13 protein-coding genes and 2 tRNA genes are annotated in these 16,191 nt (G+C 58.9%); 9 read left to right on the top strand and 6 right to left on the bottom strand.

The window, feature by feature from the left end:
- Positions 1 to 38 precede the first annotated feature (38 nt).
- Positions 39 to 1,211 carry an MFS transporter gene (locus H9529_RS00415; protein ID WP_223814243.1) on the bottom strand — a complete coding sequence of 391 codons (1,173 nt, stop codon included), beginning with the start codon at positions 1,209 to 1,211 and terminating at the stop codon, positions 39 to 41.
- A complete protein-coding gene (locus H9529_RS00410) occupies positions 1,204 to 2,007 on the bottom strand; it encodes a DeoR/GlpR family DNA-binding transcription regulator (RefSeq protein WP_092885514.1) in 804 nt (267 codons plus the stop codon). The genes H9529_RS00415 and H9529_RS00410 overlap by 8 nt, the downstream gene beginning before the upstream one ends.
- A 638-nt stretch (positions 2,008 to 2,645) precedes the next feature.
- Between H9529_RS00410 and H9529_RS00405 the strand changes: the two genes are divergently transcribed.
- Positions 2,646 to 3,767, top strand: coding sequence for an LLM class flavin-dependent oxidoreductase (locus H9529_RS00405; protein WP_092885512.1), 1,122 nt, complete (start codon positions 2,646 to 2,648; stop codon positions 3,765 to 3,767).
- Positions 3,768 to 3,787: 20 nt separating this feature from the next.
- Here H9529_RS00405 and H9529_RS00400 read toward each other — a convergent pair whose 3' ends face one another.
- A complete protein-coding gene (locus H9529_RS00400) occupies positions 3,788 to 4,753 on the bottom strand; it encodes a LysR family transcriptional regulator (RefSeq protein WP_223814242.1) in 966 nt (321 codons plus the stop codon).
- 30 nt (positions 4,754 to 4,783) lie between these two features.
- On the opposite strand from H9529_RS00400, the gene H9529_RS00395 reads away from it, so the two are divergent.
- The 7 genes from H9529_RS00395 to H9529_RS00365 all read left to right on the top strand — a co-directional run bounded on the left by H9529_RS00395 (position 4,784) and on the right by H9529_RS00365 (position 12,293).
- On the top strand, positions 4,784 to 5,290 hold the full coding sequence (locus tag H9529_RS00395) for a flavin reductase family protein (RefSeq protein WP_092885508.1): 507 nt from the start codon (positions 4,784 to 4,786) through the stop codon (positions 5,288 to 5,290).
- 24 nt (positions 5,291 to 5,314) lie between these two features.
- Positions 5,315 to 6,082: a 3-oxoadipate enol-lactonase gene (gene pcaD / locus H9529_RS00390; RefSeq protein ID WP_092885506.1), complete on the top strand. Its 768-nt coding sequence runs from the start codon at positions 5,315 to 5,317 to the stop codon at positions 6,080 to 6,082.
- A 125-nt stretch (positions 6,083 to 6,207) separates the two neighbouring features.
- Entirely contained in the window at positions 6,208 to 6,663 is a 456-nt protein-coding gene (locus H9529_RS00385) for a carboxymuconolactone decarboxylase family protein (protein WP_223814241.1), read from the top strand.
- Between the two features lie 171 nt (positions 6,664 to 6,834).
- Positions 6,835 to 7,812 (top strand): TAXI family TRAP transporter solute-binding subunit, encoded by a 978-nt coding sequence (locus H9529_RS00380; RefSeq protein ID WP_092885502.1) that lies wholly within the window; start codon positions 6,835 to 6,837, stop codon positions 7,810 to 7,812.
- Between the two features lie 84 nt (positions 7,813 to 7,896).
- A complete protein-coding gene (locus tag H9529_RS00375; protein WP_092885500.1) occupies positions 7,897 to 9,846 on the top strand; it encodes a TRAP transporter permease in 1,950 nt (649 codons plus the stop codon).
- A 151-nt stretch (positions 9,847 to 9,997) separates the two neighbouring features.
- The gene (locus H9529_RS00370) at positions 9,998 to 11,374 is read left to right on the top strand and encodes an amidase (RefSeq protein ID WP_092885498.1); all 1,377 of its coding nucleotides are present in this window, start codon (positions 9,998 to 10,000) and stop codon (positions 11,372 to 11,374) included.
- Positions 11,375 to 11,387: 13 nt separating this feature from the next.
- A complete protein-coding gene (locus H9529_RS00365) occupies positions 11,388 to 12,293 on the top strand; it encodes a polysaccharide deacetylase family protein (protein ID WP_092885496.1) in 906 nt (301 codons plus the stop codon).
- A 656-nt stretch (positions 12,294 to 12,949) separates the two neighbouring features.
- Here H9529_RS00365 and H9529_RS00360 read toward each other — a convergent pair.
- Positions 12,950 to 14,779: an ATP-binding protein gene (locus H9529_RS00360; RefSeq protein ID WP_143033455.1), complete on the bottom strand. Its 1,830-nt coding sequence runs from the start codon at positions 14,777 to 14,779 to the stop codon at positions 12,950 to 12,952.
- Positions 14,780 to 15,123: 344 nt separating this feature from the next.
- On the opposite strand from H9529_RS00360, the gene H9529_RS00355 reads away from it, so the two are divergent.
- Positions 15,124 to 15,390, top strand: coding sequence for a hypothetical protein (locus H9529_RS00355; RefSeq protein WP_143033454.1), 267 nt, complete (start codon positions 15,124 to 15,126; stop codon positions 15,388 to 15,390).
- A gap of 343 nt (positions 15,391 to 15,733) precedes the next feature.
- On the opposite strand, the gene H9529_RS00350 is transcribed toward H9529_RS00355, so the two are convergent.
- A tRNA-Glu gene (locus tag H9529_RS00350) sits at positions 15,734 to 15,808 on the bottom strand.
- 212 nt (positions 15,809 to 16,020) lie between these two features.
- Positions 16,021 to 16,104: transfer RNA gene (locus tag H9529_RS00345), tRNA-Tyr, on the bottom strand.
- Between the last annotated feature and the right edge of the window lie 87 nt (positions 16,105 to 16,191).

Here is a 16,191-nt window from a genome sequence, read left to right as displayed (position 1 = left end):
TTTAGCACTCTTGATCGACGCCAGCAAAAGCGCAGGGGTCACGCTTTCACTGTTAGCTTCGGCGCCAATAGCGCTGCGAGGATCGCCAGTGCTGCAAGGGCAATGAATGACAAGCGCATTCCGGTCAGTTGAGCAATGAAGCCGATTACCGGCGGCCCCAAAAGCATCCCGCCATAGCCAAGTGTGGCAACGCTCGCTATCGCGGGGCCGGGCGGCACGTCGGGGTCGCGGGCCGCACGCGAGAAGACCAGCGGCATGACAACTGCATATCCAACGCCTGTCAGCGCGAAACCGATCAAGATTGTGGGCACCTCCTGTCCGACAATGGCGGTTGTGAGCCCGCAAAAAGCGATCGCGGCGCTTGCGCGGACTGTAGCGACAGCTCCAAATCGCTCCTCCAATACGCCGCCGCCAAGACGGGTCAGCACCATCGCCGCGCTGAATATCGCGTATCCAAGGGCAGCCTGAGCTTCGGTCGCAGCAGCGGCAACCGCCAAGAAAACCGCGCTCCAGTCAGCCATCGCACCTTCGCCCATCGAGACCGCAAAGGCGATGAGTCCCACGAGAAACAGCGTTCCCGACGGAAGCGCGACAAGCGGCTGCGATGTGCCGTCATCATGATAGGTCGTGTGTGTCCTTTGTGCACAAAGCATTGCAGCCAACGCAGCGGTACCACCAAAGAGGGCAACCGTGATAAAATGCATCTCTGGCCCCAGCCCCATTCGAACAGCGACGAACCCGCTTGCCGCGCCTAATCCAGCACCCAGGCTAAACATCGCGTGGAAGACCGACATCGTGCTGCGCGCCGTGCGCGTCTCGACCTGTGCGCCCCAGCCATTCATGGCCACGTCCATCGACCCGTGCATCGCACCGAAAATGAAAAGCGCGGCAGCAAGCGCCAGCGGCACAGGCGCAAACGCCAAAAGGACGAGCGCGGGAGCATAGATCCAAGCGCAGAGGATTGTCAGTTTGGGTGCGCCCCATCGTTCGGAAAGCGCGCCAGCTAGTGGAAAAGATGCAATGGCCCCCCCTGCGAGAGCCAGGAGCAACAGGCCCAACATGCCCGGTTCAAGGTCAAACCGCTCCTTAAAGGCCGGAACACGTGCAGCCCATGCGCCAAAGAGCAGACCGTTCAGTGCAAAGGCCGCGACGACGGCACGCCATTCAGTATCTGCCCAAAGTGGCTTGGAGCGCATAATAGCATCAGACATGGATAACCTCGATTTCAGCTTCCAGGAACGGAGCCATTTGCGCGGATGAAGCGTCCGTCACGATCCCGTCGATCTCATCCAAATCCAGAACCAGATGTCGCCCGCGCCGCATCAGCTTGGCGGCGGAGGCGACTACAACGGCCCGCGCTGACGCATGTGCCATCGCGCGTTTTACGCCTGCCTCTCCTGCATCCTCGGCGCTCAGCCCAAAGTCAGGCCAGAGACCGCAGGCTCCCAGAAGGCAGAGGTCGGCGGCTATGGTGCCGATGAACCGCTCTGCATCACCACCAGTCGCCATCGCACCTTCAGGACAAAGCGAGCCTCCGATGAGATGAACATGCGCGCCCCTGGCAAGCGCAGCAAGCGCCACAGAGGGCGCAGGCGTTACGATGAGACCGCTAAATTCCGGGGACAGACGAGAAGCGACGGCGTTCATGGTTGTCCCGGCATCTATGAAAATAGTTCCACCCATTGGGATCAGATCAACGGCTCGCGATGCGAGCGTGACAAGCGCCTCGTCAGGCTGATCCGCACGCGCGTGGTAAGATGAAGTTGATCCTGTCACTGGCATCGCGCCACCGCGCACCCGACGCACAACGCCTTCACGCTCCAATGCGATCAGATCGCGGCGGATTGTGTGAATGGAAATGCGAAGCTCATCTGCCAATGCAGTTGCAACCAGTGGCGAACCATCTTTCACGCGTCTCCGAAGAGTTGCCTGGCGTGTGTCGGGATTGTTGAGATCATACATTGCACTTATATGCATAAACTTGCAAAAAAATGCAATACACTGCATTCAGGCAGCAGACCTCGAACACTTGCTGAAATTCCACACTTGTCGTTCGTCTTCCCCTCAGCACAGCTTACAGAGCCCTTGCGAACGGCTTTGTTGACGCCATGGATGCCACCCTTCCGACGACGACGCAACGTGCCACCGTGATGTCTGTTCAAGACATGACACTGGCAAAGAGCATCCAAGGCCGAAACTACCACTATCGGGATTGATCTGGCCAAGCGGCTCTTCCAGTAACACGGTGCGCGTCACGACAAGTCTGTTGTTCTCCGAAAGCAGCTTTCGCGAGTTCAATTGCTCGGTTTCGTTGCACAGCAACCACGATGTCTTTTTGCCATGGAAACCAGGCAGTCGGTGCCATCCTACGAACGCTCGTCCCTATGTGATGCCTTCAACACACATCACACTGGCACAATACGCTGCGATAGGGCCGCGACATCGACGCCAGCAACAAAGCTCGCGGCGACCCCAAAAGTGCAGCCCTGTCACCAGGTACGAGCGTCATCTTTCCACAGTGCAAGGCTATCTCGCCTCGGAGCACATGCATCTTCGGATAAAAGGGAAACTCAGAATTTCACACTTAGGAAATTTTCTACGCATCGGACTGAGGCTATCGAACATGAGTTGAAAAGGAGATTGCCATGAAGCTCGGATACTTCACGATGCCGATGCACCCTGCGCACAGGATTTGGGAAGAGACTCTGCGTGAGGACCGCGAAACTGTTATCTTGGCCGATAAGTTGGGTTTTCATGACGCCTTCATTGGTGAGCATCTGACTGACGTTCATGAGAACATCACCAACAGCATGATATTCCTCAGTTCGCTGGTCGGTGAGACCAAGACAATTAAGCTGGCCACCGGCACGTCGAATCTGTCGCAATTGCACCCCGTTCTGGTGGCCGCCAATGCCGCGATGCTGGACCATATGTCAGGCGGGCGGATGATCCTGGGCGTCAGTGCCGGCGCGCTCAGCACGGATGCCGAGGCGCTGGGGATCCTAGATGAAGACCGCAACCAGCTTTTCCAAGAATCCATCGATGTGATCCTGAGAATCTGGGAGGGCGAGCCGCCCTATGACATCGATCTGCCCAACAACCGCTTCAAGGTGTCAACGCGCCGGACCTATGACCTTGGTATCGGCGTGGGCAGGCTGCCAAAACCTTTGCAGGCCCCCCGGCCCGAGATCGTCGGAACAGTGCTGGCACCGTTCTCTAAGGGCGTGATTCAGATGGGTAAGCGCGATTTTCATCCGCTGTCGGCGAACTTTCTTCTGTCGAAATGGGTCAAGACGCATTGGCCCAACTACGTCCAGGGCAAGAAAGATGTCGGACAGGTTGCGGATCCAGCCGATTGGCGTGTGGCCCGGACCATCTTCGTCGCCGATGACGAAGCCACCGCCCGCGCCTATGGCCGTGACGACGCGCGCAGCCCGTATCGCTTCTACTACGAGCAGATCAGCAAGAAACTGCGCCGCAGCAAGCGGCTGTTCGTATTGAAAAATGACAAGGATCAGCCAGACGAAGAGGTGACCTATGATTACATCATGGACAACCTGATGATCTGCGGGACCGTCAATTCCGTTGTCGACCAGATCCTTGCCCTGCATGAAGAGATCGGGGATTTCGGCGAAATCGTCTACGCTGGAATGGACTGGACCGATCCGGTACTGTCGAAGCGCTCTATGGAACTGATGGCGCACGAGGTCATGCCGCGCGTCAATGCGGCACTCGCCCCGGGGCGGAGCTTGCGCAACGCGGGCTGAATCGGCCGCAAACAGTCTGGTTACTTGCTGATTTCAATCAGGAAGTCGATGAAGGCCCGGACCTTGCGCGGCGTATGCCGGTTGGCAGAATAGAGGATCGAAATCGGCATACCCGGTGCTGCATATGCCTGCAGCACTGGGACTACGCGTCCGGCCTCCAGATCCTTGCGAAACAGCCACCAAGTGCCCTGCGCCAGCCCCAACCCCGCGACCGCTGCCTCGCGCAGCGCATCGCCGCTGTTGATGATCACACGGCCAGAGACTTGAGTGACGCGCGGTCGTCTCTCGTCGTCCAGAAACGTCCATTCACGGCCAAACCGACCCACGATACAATCGTGATCTCGCAAGTCATCAGGCACCTGTGGCGTCCCGTGAAGCCTCAGATACTCGGAAGAAGCGACGGTAACTTGCTCACTGCGCTTCAAGACCCGCATGTTGAGCCGGGAATCCGTGATCGTGCCCGTCCGCACTGCCACATCATATCCCTTGGCGATCATGTCCACGCCGTCGTCACTGAAGTCGATTTCAAGCGTGATCTGCGGATGACGCTCGTAGAAGCGAGGCAATTCAGGCAACACGGTAACGCGGCCGAACGAAAACGGCAAAACGAGGCGAACCCGCCCGCGCGCTGCCCCCGTTCCCTGCAACAACTCGGATTCAGCATCCTCTAGATCAGCCAGGATCCCAACACAGCGTTCATAGAATTCCTGCGCGTAATCGGTAATGCGGATTTGCCGCGTTGTCCGTGTGAACAGTTGCGCGCCCAAGTCATCTTCCAGCCGCGAGACAGCCTTGGTGACGGCCGATACCGAGATCCCCAGCTTTGCGGCGGCGGCAGTGAATCCGCCTTCTTCAGCCACGCGCACAAAGATCTTGATGGCCATGAACTTGTTCATTCGAATCCTGACTTCGGATAAATCGTAAGTAATCAATTTCCCATTTAGGCCATCGAAGCAAGAATGAAAGCTGGCTAGATTCAACCGCAAGCCAGAGACCCACGTCCATCGGAGGTGCGCATGCTGAACCAGCTGAACAAAACGAAGTCTGAAACGGGCGTCAGTCCGGAAGAGTTCCGCCGCTCGATGAGTAAGTTCGCCACGGGAGTTGCTGTCATAACCACCGCCGATAGCGGAATTCTCTACGGCATGACCGTAAACTCATTGACCTCGCTGTCTCTGACCCCCTGCCTGCTGCTGATTTGCCCGAAGCTGGGAAGCGCCACTGGTCATGCGATCCGCAACAGCAGACGCTTTATTGTCAACGTGCTGGAAGCCGGTCAGCAAGAACTGTGCCAACGCTTTGTTGGCAAGGACGCCAAGCGGTTCGACGGTATGGAGTTGCAGTTCTCGGCGGATGGCCTGCCGCTACTGCAAGGCTGTATCGCGCACATCTCCTGCCGATTGCACGCGGTGCATCCTGGTGGCGATCATGAGATCATCGTCGGCGAAGTCATCGATTGCGCAGGCCACCACGGTGACCCGATGATTTTCCATGAAGGGCGGCTGCTGAATGGCGTTGCCTGAACGATCAACAATGGAGACCCTTGCATGATCCCGCATCATCTCATCAGCGGTCTGCAGGATGGTCCGCCCGTCGTGCTTTCCCACAGTCTCGCCACTAATCTGTCGATGTGGGACGCCATCCTGGCGCCCCTGGAACAGCAATTTCGGGTGATCCGGTACGATGCACGGGGGCACGGAGCATCGTCGGCGACGGGGAACGACTATTCCTTGCAAGACCTGGTCGCAGATGTGACCGACCTGCTCGATCATCTCGCCATCGAACGCGCCCATTTTGTCGGCCTGTCGATGGGAGGGATGGTCGGGATGGGGCTGGGCATCGACCATGCCGACAGACTCCTTCGTTTGGTGGTCTGCGACGCGCGCGCCGACGCACCGCCAACCTATCGCAACGCCTGGGATACGCGGATCGCAGCGGTGATGGCAGGTGGCATGGCTGCCATTGCGGGCGCCACGGTGGATCGCTGGTTCACCGACGGGTTCAAAAGCGATGCGCTGGCCGTCGCGCGAATGCGCATGATGGTCGAGGCGACGCCGCTTGAGGGCTATGTCGGTTGCGCGCGGGCATTGAAGGACCTCGACTACAAACGGCGGTTGGGGGCGATATCGGTGCCGGTTTTGTATCTGGTCGGCGACCAGGATCTCGGCGCCCCCCCCGAGGAAATGCGCGCGATGCAACGTCTGACACCCGGCGCGCGCTTTCTCAAAATCGCAGGAGCTGGGCACATTTCGGTGGTCGAACAACCTGTTGAGGCAGGCACCGCAATTTCGGACTTTTTGTCTGATAAACACTGACGGCAAGTCGGCGCTAAAGAGGGAGGAAACCATTGGCACGTATCCGATTGATTACCACCGCGGAGGGTCTGAGCGCAGCGCAACGGGCAGTCTATTCCAGCATTGCTGGGGGCGCGCGTGGCGGAGTGCGGGGGCCTCATGCCGTGCTGTTGCACAGCCCCGGCGCTGCGGCCCCGATGGACAGGTTGGGCGCTTTTGTCCGCTATGAGTGCAGCGTGCCCGAGCGGCAGCGCGAGCTGGCGATCCTAGTGATCGCAGCACTCTGGCGGGCAGACTACGAATGGTACGCTCACGCCCCCCTCGCGCGCAAACAAGGGTTGTCTGACGCCGTCATTGCCGCCGTCGGCCAACGCGAGACACCGAACTTTGAAACGGCTCTGGATACGGCCGTCCATCGGTTCGTGCGCGAATTGCTGGATCTCCACAGGGTCGAGGACAGCACCTATGCCGAGGCCGTCTCTCTGCTCAGCGAGGTCGGCACCGTCGATCTTGTGGCACTGGTCGGTTATTATTCGGCAATCGCCATGACGCTCAATACGTTCGAGGTAGGTGTGCCCGCCGATGCAGCACTGCCGTGGTGAGGCGCGGCCTTACAGAGGAGTCTCTGAGGATCGCGACGGGGATTATTTCCAAAATGGAAAATCCAAATTCACATTTTAGTCATTCGCCGACAACAATAGCGTTGCTACCAACGTAACACGAAAGTCAGGAGTCCCGCCGGGTCATCCTGAAAAAAACAGGAGGAGACACCGATGAACGTACTCAAATCCGCAGGCTGCGCACTGCTGATGGCATTCAGTGCCAGCGGCGCACTGGCGCAGGAAACAGTTACCCCACCGTCACCTGTGATGTCAGCGTCCAGCCAGGTAGGCGGAAGCCTTTATGTCACCTATGTCGCGGCATGGATCGACGTGGTCACTCGGGCAATCCCCGGCCTGACGATCTCGCAAGAGCCTGGAGGCTCGTCACAGAACATCATCTTGGTCAGCACCGGTGAGACCGATTTCGGCATCACCGCCAGCAGCCAGGCCTATTTGGGATACAACGGCCTGGGATGGGCCGAAGAGCAGTACCGCAACTTTGTCGGCCTACATCCGGCTTTCCCAACCTACATGACCATTATTACGCTGGCCGATTCCGGAATCGAAACGGTCGAAGATCTTGCCGGCAAGGATCTCGCAGTTGGCGTTCCGGGTGGAGGCAGCGACGTCATCTCCCGCGAGTTGACCGGGTATCTGGGCATTGAGCCCGCCCGCTTTGTCAACGCAAGCTGGGAAGACACCGGCGGCCTGCTTCGTGACGGACTGGCCGACGCAATTCTGTACATCGCCGGTCATCCAGCAGGTTTTATGCAAGAACTTGAGGTGAACCGCGAGCTGCGCTTCTTGCAGATGTCCGACGACCAGATCTCAGGCTTCCTAGATGCGTTCCCCTATTACGCGCCCGTGTCCCTGGCGGCAGATACCTATCAGGGCCTGTCGACAGACCTGCAAACCGTCGGTCAGATGAATTTCATGATCGGCAGCAGTGACCTGCCCGACGATTTCGTCGTTGCCATCTTGGATGCGGTCTACGCCAATACCGACCGTTTGGCGCAGGGACATCCGAACTTCGCCGAGACCCGGCTGGAAAACGTGCGCGGGATTCCGACGCCGATCCATCCGGCGGCTGTCGCATATTACGAAAGCCGTGGTGTCCAGATGCGCATAGCGCCACCGCCTCCGCAGTAACATGTAACGACATTCGTGGCGGCCATGTGACTGTTGGCTGGCTGCCACGTCTCCCCTGGCCCATCTACCAGCGAGTATTCATCCATGACCGATGCAGGACGGGAAACAGACGACACCTCGTCGATTTCGACCGCAGGGCGCTCTTTTGCGGGGTGGCAAGCCCACGCCATCATGGGATTCTGCATCCTTGCAGCCGTGAGTCATATCTACTGGCTGGGTATGCATTCGCCGGGTGTCCTGAACCTGCGCGCCGCGCATCTTGTAATTGGCTTGGTCCTGATCCCGCTGTTCTATGCTGGTTGGAGCACGGCAAATCATCGCGTCCATTGGTCTGATCTACTGCTGATCGCCGGCGGCCTGGCTGCGACTGCCTATGTGATCGTCGAAGGCCCGCAGATGATCTTCCGCTATGGCGTCAGGCCGACGGATTGGGATCTGGTCTTTGGCGTCATAGTGATGGGCATCGTCCTGGAACTGACCCGCCGCGCTGTCGGCTGGGCACTGGTGATCATCGTTTTGGTGATGCTGGTCTATGCCCTGTTCGGCAGCCACGCGCCCGGTATCCTGGTTAACCGCTCGTTCAGCTGGGAGCGCACGGTCAGTTTCTTGTTCAGCATGGATGGCCTCTACGGCATTCCGCTGGGCGTCTCATCGACCTACATCTACCTCTTCGTCCTGTTCGGAGCGATGCTGCAGCATTCCCGCGCCGGAGATTTCTACATGGACCTCGCCTACAGCGTCGCTGGTCGGGCGCGCGGTGGGCCGGGCAAGGTCAGCATCTTCGCCAGTGCCCTGATGGGCACGGTTTCGGGCACTGGCATCGGAAATGTCGTGACGACCGGCGCGCTGACCATTCCACTGATGAAACGCACCGGTTTCCGCCCGACCTTTGCCGCCGCCGTCGAGGCTGTTGCCTCGACCGGAGGGCAGATAATGCCACCGATCATGGGTGCGGGTGCCTTCCTGATGGCGGAATTTGTTCGGGTCCCCTATGGCGACATCGTCATCGCGGCGATGATCCCGGCACTGCTATACTTCCTCAGCGTCTATCTGATCGTCGATCTCGAGGCCGCGCGCCTCGGTCTGAGCGGCATGCCGGGGAACCAATTGCCCAAGGCGCGCGTCGTGCTCAAGGCCTGGGGCCATTTGCTGATCCCGATCTTCGTGCTTGTCTGGATGCTAGCGGTCGAAACCGTATCGCCCATACGCGCCGCACTGTTCTCGATGGGGGCATTGCTGATTGTGTCATGGATACGGGTGGAGTCGCGCCTATCCCCCAAGCGGTTGGCCGATACTGCGATCCAGGGCACTAAAGGTTCGCTGGAAGTGATCATCAGTTGCGCAGCAGCGGGGTTGATCATGGGTCTGCTGTCGCTGACGGGGACCGGACTGCGGTTGTCAGCGTGGGTGGCCGATATCTCGGGCGGGTCGATGATCCTGGCGCTGGTGCTTACGATGATCGTGACGATCATCCTCAGCATGGGCCTGCCGACCACGGCGGCGTACATCGTCTCGGCCTCAGTGCTTGCACCGGCGCTGAACAATCTTGGCGTGGAGCTGCTGCCCGCGCACCTTTTCATCTTCTACTTTGCCTGCCTAAGCGGCATCACGCCGCCAGTCGCACTGGTGGCCATTCCCGCTGGATCAATAGCAGGCGCGAATCCCTTTGCAGTCGGGGTTAAAGCGTTCCAGCTTGCTCTGGCAGGGTTTATCATCCCTTTCATGATCGTCTATTCGCCCGAATTGATCCTGCACGGTAGCGTCGTGAACATAGTGATCGCCGTGATGACCGCGATAGTCGGTGTTTGGGCCTTGGCAGTTGCGGTGATCGGCTTCGTGCTAGATCGCCCTGTGCACTGGGCGATCCGCGGGCTGTTCGCGGTCGCCGCCTTGGCGCTGATCGCGCCGGGTTGGCTAACCGATCTGGCGGGCGTCGGGGTGATTGTAATTCTCATACTTGCTCATCGCATGGGGGCCGCAGCAAGCGCGCGCGTGGACACCTCTAGCAACCGTGCAATCAAGGAGCAGCGCTGATGGCAAAGTTGTCGCTACGTCCCCCCCTGTCAGCCGAAGATTGTGCTTTTCTCGACCGCAGCGCCGCCGCGCAAGCTGCCTTCGCTACGCGCTGGCTGGTGGATCTGCCAGCCGATTTGTGCCCGGCTTTCTGTTCGACACCACCAGACGCATGAGCGACGATCTGACCAATCTTTCGCTGGCCGAAGCGACACGCCAATTAAAGAGGGGGCAACTCAGGGCCCGCGCCTATCTTGAGGCTCATCTGGCGGCGATCGAACGGCACGACCGGGGATTGAATGCCTTCCTAAATGTGCTTGCGGAAAGCGCCCTGCAACAGGCCGATAAAGCCGATGCAGAGCACCGAGCCGGGCGGACGCTGGGTCCGCTGCATGGCATCCCCTTTGCCATCAAGGACATCATCGATATTCAAGGTACGCCCACGACCTGCCATTCCAGCGTAGCGCCGACCACCAACGCGGTGCAGGATGCACAGGTAGTTGCCCGCCTGCGCGCCGCTGGCGCGGTGATCATGGGCAAGACTGCGCTGCATGAATTCGCAACCGGAGGGCCATCGTTCGACCTGCCTTGGCCCCCTGCCCGCAACCCATGGAACCGCGACCATCATCCCGGAGGCTCGTCCTCTGGATCGGCTGTCGCGGTGGCCGCGCGGATGGCCCCGGCTGCGCTGGGAACCGATACTGCCGGATCGGTGCGCCACCCGGCAACCGCCTGCGGCATTGTCGGATTCAAACCAACCACGGCGGCCATTGGCACCAAGGGCGTCTTTCCCCTGTCATGGTCGCTGGACCATCTCGGGACGCTGACCCGCAGCACCCGAGATGCCGCGATCATCTTCGACAGCCTGCGCGATCCCGGTGTGGCGTTCGATCTTGACACGGTACAGGGCACGGGCGATTTGACCGGCCACCGCATCGGCGTATTCGAGGAATTTTCCACAGGGGCAACGGCGGAAATCAGCGCTGCGTTTTTTGCCGCACTGGACCTGCTGCGCGATCTGGGCGCCGAACTGATCCCACTTTCCGTGCCCCTGCTGGCCGCCTATGCCGGCTGCGGTCGCCTGATCCTGCAGGCCGAAAGCCACGCGCTGCACCAGTCATGGCTTCAGGCTCGCGCCGAGGACTACAGCCAGCGAGGCCGGACACGGTTGTTGGCAGGCCGCTCGATCGACGCGGCCAGTTACATCAACGCGCAGCGCATGCGCCGGGCGCTTACCGAGCAGATGGAGGCCGCGCTTTCCACCGTGGACGCCGCCGTTTGCGTCTCCAGCCTGACGCTGCCCTGCCGCATCGACGACCCTGCGGAAATTGATCGCACCTACGATCAGCAGGCCCGCACGCCCTTCAACCTGGCAGGCTCGCCTGCGGTCGCCCTGCCCATCGGCCTGTCGTCTTCAGGTATGCCCATGGGCATGCAAGTTGTTGGTGCGGCACGGTCCGATGCACGGGTGCTCAACGTCGCGTGTATTTACGAACACGCCGCCGCATGGTCCACCCGCCCGCCCATGCTCGACCCTTCCAAACCGTAAGGAGACCCTTCCAATGCCAACCCCGCGTGAGCGCCTCGGTTACTCCACCCCCTTGACCCGTACGCCCTTGGCCGCACCAGAAGGGACCCGGTTGATCGTCTGGCCAGTCGTAAATATTGAGGAATGGGACATCCACCGCCCCATGCCCCGACAGGTCTCGCCTGCCCCGGGCGGCAACAAGACAGTACCCGATGTGCCCAACTGGACCTGGCACGAATACGGTATGCGCGTCGGTTACTGGCGCCTTCTCGACGCGTTTCAAAGCCGGGGCATCCGTCCGACGCTCTCGCTCAATGCGAAGGTTTGCGAGACCATCCCTGAAGTGCCGCAGGCCGCCGCCGACGCCGGGTGGGAGTTCATGGCCCATTGCTACGAGCAAATGTCTATCCACGCGGTCGAAAACCCCGCTACAATGATCCGGCAATCGGCCGATATTCTAGAAAAGTTCACCGGCAAGCGCCCCCGCGGCTGGCTGGGGCCGGGCAGGACGCAAACCTTCGATACGCTCGATCAGGTCGGAGCCGCGGGGTATGATTGGTTTGGGGACTGGATCTTGGACGACCAACCGCTTTGGGTAGAGACCGAGACGAAGCCTCTGGTCTCGTTGCCCTATTCGGTAGAACTCAATGATATAACCATCATGGTCAGCGCCCAGCACCGCTCGGATGTGATGCTAGAAAGAACGCGCGACGCCTGCGCGCGGCTGTTGCAAGAGGGCGAGACATCGGTGAGGGTCATGGCATTTGGTGTGCATCCCTATGTCTCGGGCGCGGCGCATCGGATCCGGTACCTTGAGGAAATGCTTGATCACCTGCAGGCGCAGGACGGTGTTGTGTTCTGGCAAGGAAATGACATCTGCGACTGGTTCGTTCGTCAGGTCCCCTATATGAAAAAGGTATCAATGGCAGAGCAAAAGTAGCCCAAAGGGCAGCGCAAAATGTTGCCAGCTTGGGCGTCGCTCAGGCTCCGGACTTCGGGAACGGGATCGGCTCAGCCATGTCCCTCGATCCCGGTCCGTCATGACAGTGACGGCCTGCCCCAACGCGCGTATCAGGTTCAGTCACCTGCCTTGGCTATGCCGCCCGAGGTCTCGCGCGCGCCAAGCTGGGTGCGCGACGGTGTCAGGCCAACCCAGAGGCCAACATTCTTCAAAGAGGTGAGGCGCGCATGACTGGATCAATGCATCATCAACAGCATCGAAAAGGCCCGGCACTTTCCTACCTGGTGGCCCTGGACATAAAACAACGACCAACCGACCAACCGACCAACCGACCAAATATAGGCATCGCCAGCATCACACTGCAATGAAACTTAAAATGGCTGCGCAGGTTCTATGACCAAATCCCGTCAAAAACGGAAGGATTACCCACGCAACGGATCTGGCGGAAAAACCGCAGCCAGCGCGTCTGCCCAATACGCGCAAAGCACGAGAAGATCATATTCGTCAACTTCCTCAAACGCATGCCTGAATGCTGCCCTATTTGCACTTAGGGCGCCGCGACACGTGCCAATGTCAGGCTCCCACCTCCACAATCGTCGGTGTCACTTCGCTTGCCAAGTACGGCAGCAAAGAACTTAGCTGCTTACGACGGGCGGTTTGGCGGCACTGCGGGTCAATGTCTGGATTGTGTCGATGAGCGCTTTCTTTCGCATTGGCTTGGGAAAGCACGTGGTGAAACCTTGCGCGGCATAAGTGATCATCTGCTCCGGCATCACGTTGGCCGTGATCGTTGCAGCAGGCGGTAGCTTCCGGCCTGCGAGACGATAAGCCGCCGCAATCTGGCTTAACGCAGTGGGACCATCCATCTCGGGCATGCAGATGTCAAACATGAAGAGATCGAAATCCTCTGCAATTGCCGCCGTAAGCGCCTCGCGCCCGTTCCCAACGATCGTTAACTCAACTCCGGTGTCACGCAGCATTGCCGCCAGCACCAACTGGTTGGTCGGATTATCCTCGGCCACAAGCACGCGAACACCGACCAAGTCGGGGATCAAATCGGCCGTCTCAATCACACTTTTGTCTTGAGTTACAATTGCAGGGGCCAAAGGAATATCCAGCAGCACGTGTGTTCCTTGGCCGGCGGTTGACTTGATTTTGACACCTCCGCCCATCATTGTGACAAGGTGTTTAACGATCGGCATTCCTAGCCCTGTGCCGCCGAACCGCCGGGTGATACTGACATCGGCCTGAACAAATTCGTCAAATGCGTTTTCCAGCTGGGCCTCGGTCATTCCGATCCCGGTGTCGCTGACTTCTATGCGCATTCCCCCGGGCGTGACCTCGGCGCGTAGTTCAACCTTGCCAATCTGGGTGAACTTAATCGCATTGCCTGTGAGATTGTGAAGCACTTGCGTCAGCCTGTGCCCATCACCCTGGAAAACACCGTCCAGCGCCGGATCCCAGTGCAGCGCGAAGTTTAGCCCCTTGGCCTCGGCCTCCGGGGAATGCAGCCGACGGATACTTGTCAGAACCTCCACAGGACGGAATGGCGCGTTCTCCAGTTCCATCTTACCGGCTTCGATCTTCGACAAATCCAAAATGTCGTTCAGGATGCCCATCAATCCCTCGCCGCTGGTGCGGATGGTGTCAATCATGCGCAACTGCTCTTCGTCGCGAACCAACTCCTGCAGCACTTGAGCCATGCCGAGGACCCCGTTGAGCGGTGTGCGCAGCTCATGACTCATGTTGGACAGAAAGCGCGACTTTAGCATGTTGGCATGTTCTGCGCGGACCCGCTCGGCTTCCAGCCTTTTGTTCAGTTGCGCGGCGCGGAACGCGATAAGCGCAAATGCCCATTGCAGCGCCGAAAATGCGAGCAGGAAGGTGATGACAAGTGTCGCGATCGTTATTGTCGCTGCTGACGCATCCGCGACGAGCAGTACCAGTCGCAAAAGATAAGCTGCGCCTATTGCTGCGAAGGGCAAGCTGGCCAGCGCGGCAACTTCAGGTCCGAAGCGCTGCGCCAGCGGCCAAATGCGCCACGCGACATACAACGACAAGATGCCGTTCAGAACCGAACTGGTGACCAACAGCGCGTCAATTGTATCCAAACCGAAAGCCAGCACCGCTTGCCCGATAAGGACGGGTATTGCGAAACCGAAATAGCGGTAGAACGACGTTGCCTCCCCCAGACCGGCGCGCACCGCGAAGTAGCCAAATAGAATGCCCAGATGGGCCCCTGAAATTGCCAGCGTCGCGCTGGCCCCTAGCGGCAACATGGTGTGGGCCACCAATCCCACCGCACCAGTAATCAGCGAAAGGTTAGTCATGGATAGCCATAAAAAGCCAACACGCTCGCCGACCTTCGCATTATTGCGGAGCGCAGAAACACAAAGCAGGAGAGAAGACAGTACCAGGATCGCCGCAATCGCCACGACGATGCGCACTTCTATTTCCGGATTCATGACATAAGGGCGGTGTACATGCTGCAAACCCTATCGCACATAGAAAACTCCTTATTGACCCTACATGATCATGGCCTCAATGTGCAGCCCTCAAGCTTTGCCATATCATCGCCAGCGTCCAAAGAAGCTATTATTGTGGCTGCCCGAACGGTTCACTGTACCAATTAAATTTAGGGCGACGCCACGTCGAGTGTAGGAAATATATGGCACTCATTTGTCGACATAGGTTCTTTAATCCAAAGCGCCTGACCTAGCAACTGGGTTCGTCAAAGGGCTTCATCTCGGCCACAACGCGATTGGCTCAGGTCCGGGCCAGCCTGTCAACCGGGGCTATAGCAGAGCCGATGGCCCTGTGCTCCACTTGGACTGTCGATGCGGTCAATCGTTTCCTTGATCGGCACGGACGTGGATCAAAGGCCCGCCTTGCGCTTCTGACTGCCCTGAACACAGGGATGGCCCGGCAAAATCCATGCCATGCAGATGGCCACATGAGATCCGTCATAAATGGCAAGCTGCGTATTGCAGATGCACGTGGAAAAGCCTCGGTTGCTGCAGATATGCCAGTTTTTCCCAACCTGAAGAAAGAAATCGCGGCTTTGCCAATGGACTGAGACACCTTTATCACACAGCGGCAGTCGAAGAAGCCGTATGCCGAGACATCCTTCGGCAACTGGTTTCGCCATCGCTGTGACGAAGCGAAGGTTCCAAGTTCAATCCATGGTCTGGGTGCGGCCGGAACGGCGCGCTTGTCGAGAGCGGGCGCGTCCGAGTGGGAGATCGGTCCTATCTGGCGCACAATGCAAACAGACAAGCAAGATCATACACCCGCAAGGCAAATCAGTCTTATCTGATGGTCAGCGGCTTTGACAAACTCCAGAAGATATCCAAACTCTTCGCATGAGTTGGACGACAGGGAGCATAACAGCGATAGCCTTCAATCACTTACATAAAAAGTGGCAGCCCGTAGGGGAATCGAACCCCTCTTTCCAGGTTGAAAACCTGGCGTCCTAACCGATAGACGAACGGGCCAGCGCTGCGTGAGGGCTGTTTAGGGAAAGCGCAGGATTTGCGCAAGGGGAATTTTGCATGAAAATGACGGTTCTGCGCGCAAAGTTTCCGGGGGTCAGTTCGGGGTAGAAATCGGGAGGGAACGCGCGCCTGGGCCGCCATCGCCAACGGGCAACGACCGCCTACCCCGGGGTCCATGCCATTGCTGGCGCGCGAAAATTCTGTCGATGAAGTGGTGGGCGACCTAGGAATCGAACCTAGCGTGCGTCTCCGCGAGGGAGTTACAGTCCCCTGCCACACCTTGCGGCCTGTCGCCCACTGACCGGGTGATTACCGTCCCCTATCCGGGGCGTCAACAGCAAAAACATGCCTTGCGGTGCGCGCTGTGACAGGTAAGTCTGGCC

Source organism: Roseicitreum antarcticum (genome assembly GCF_014681765.1).
GTDB lineage: Bacteria > Pseudomonadota > Alphaproteobacteria > Rhodobacterales > Rhodobacteraceae > Roseicitreum > Roseicitreum antarcticum.
The sequence above is the reverse complement of the archived record's forward strand: the minus strand, read 5'-3'. Positions and strand labels throughout refer to the sequence as shown.

Coding starts and splice junctions, on each gene's coding strand:
- H9529_RS00415 (WP_223814243.1), bottom strand. CDS start 1,211: ATGTCTGATGCTATTATGCGCTCCAAGCCACTTTGGGCAGATACTGAA.
- H9529_RS00410 (WP_092885514.1), bottom strand. CDS start 2,007: ATGCAGTGTATTGCATTTTTTTGCAAGTTTATGCATATAAGTGCAATG.
- H9529_RS00405 (WP_092885512.1), top strand. CDS start 2,646: ATGAAGCTCGGATACTTCACGATGCCGATGCACCCTGCGCACAGGATT.
- H9529_RS00395 (WP_092885508.1), top strand. CDS start 4,784: ATGCTGAACCAGCTGAACAAAACGAAGTCTGAAACGGGCGTCAGTCCG.
- pcaD (WP_092885506.1), top strand. CDS start 5,315: ATGATCCCGCATCATCTCATCAGCGGTCTGCAGGATGGTCCGCCCGTC.
- H9529_RS00380 (WP_092885502.1), top strand. CDS start 6,835: ATGAACGTACTCAAATCCGCAGGCTGCGCACTGCTGATGGCATTCAGT.
- H9529_RS00375 (WP_092885500.1), top strand. CDS start 7,897: ATGACCGATGCAGGACGGGAAACAGACGACACCTCGTCGATTTCGACC.
- H9529_RS00370 (WP_092885498.1), top strand. CDS start 9,998: ATGAGCGACGATCTGACCAATCTTTCGCTGGCCGAAGCGACACGCCAA.
- H9529_RS00365 (WP_092885496.1), top strand. CDS start 11,388: ATGCCAACCCCGCGTGAGCGCCTCGGTTACTCCACCCCCTTGACCCGT.
- H9529_RS00360 (WP_143033455.1), bottom strand. CDS start 14,779: ATGAATCCGGAAATAGAAGTGCGCATCGTCGTGGCGATTGCGGCGATC.
- H9529_RS00355 (WP_143033454.1), top strand. CDS start 15,124: ATGGCCCTGTGCTCCACTTGGACTGTCGATGCGGTCAATCGTTTCCTT.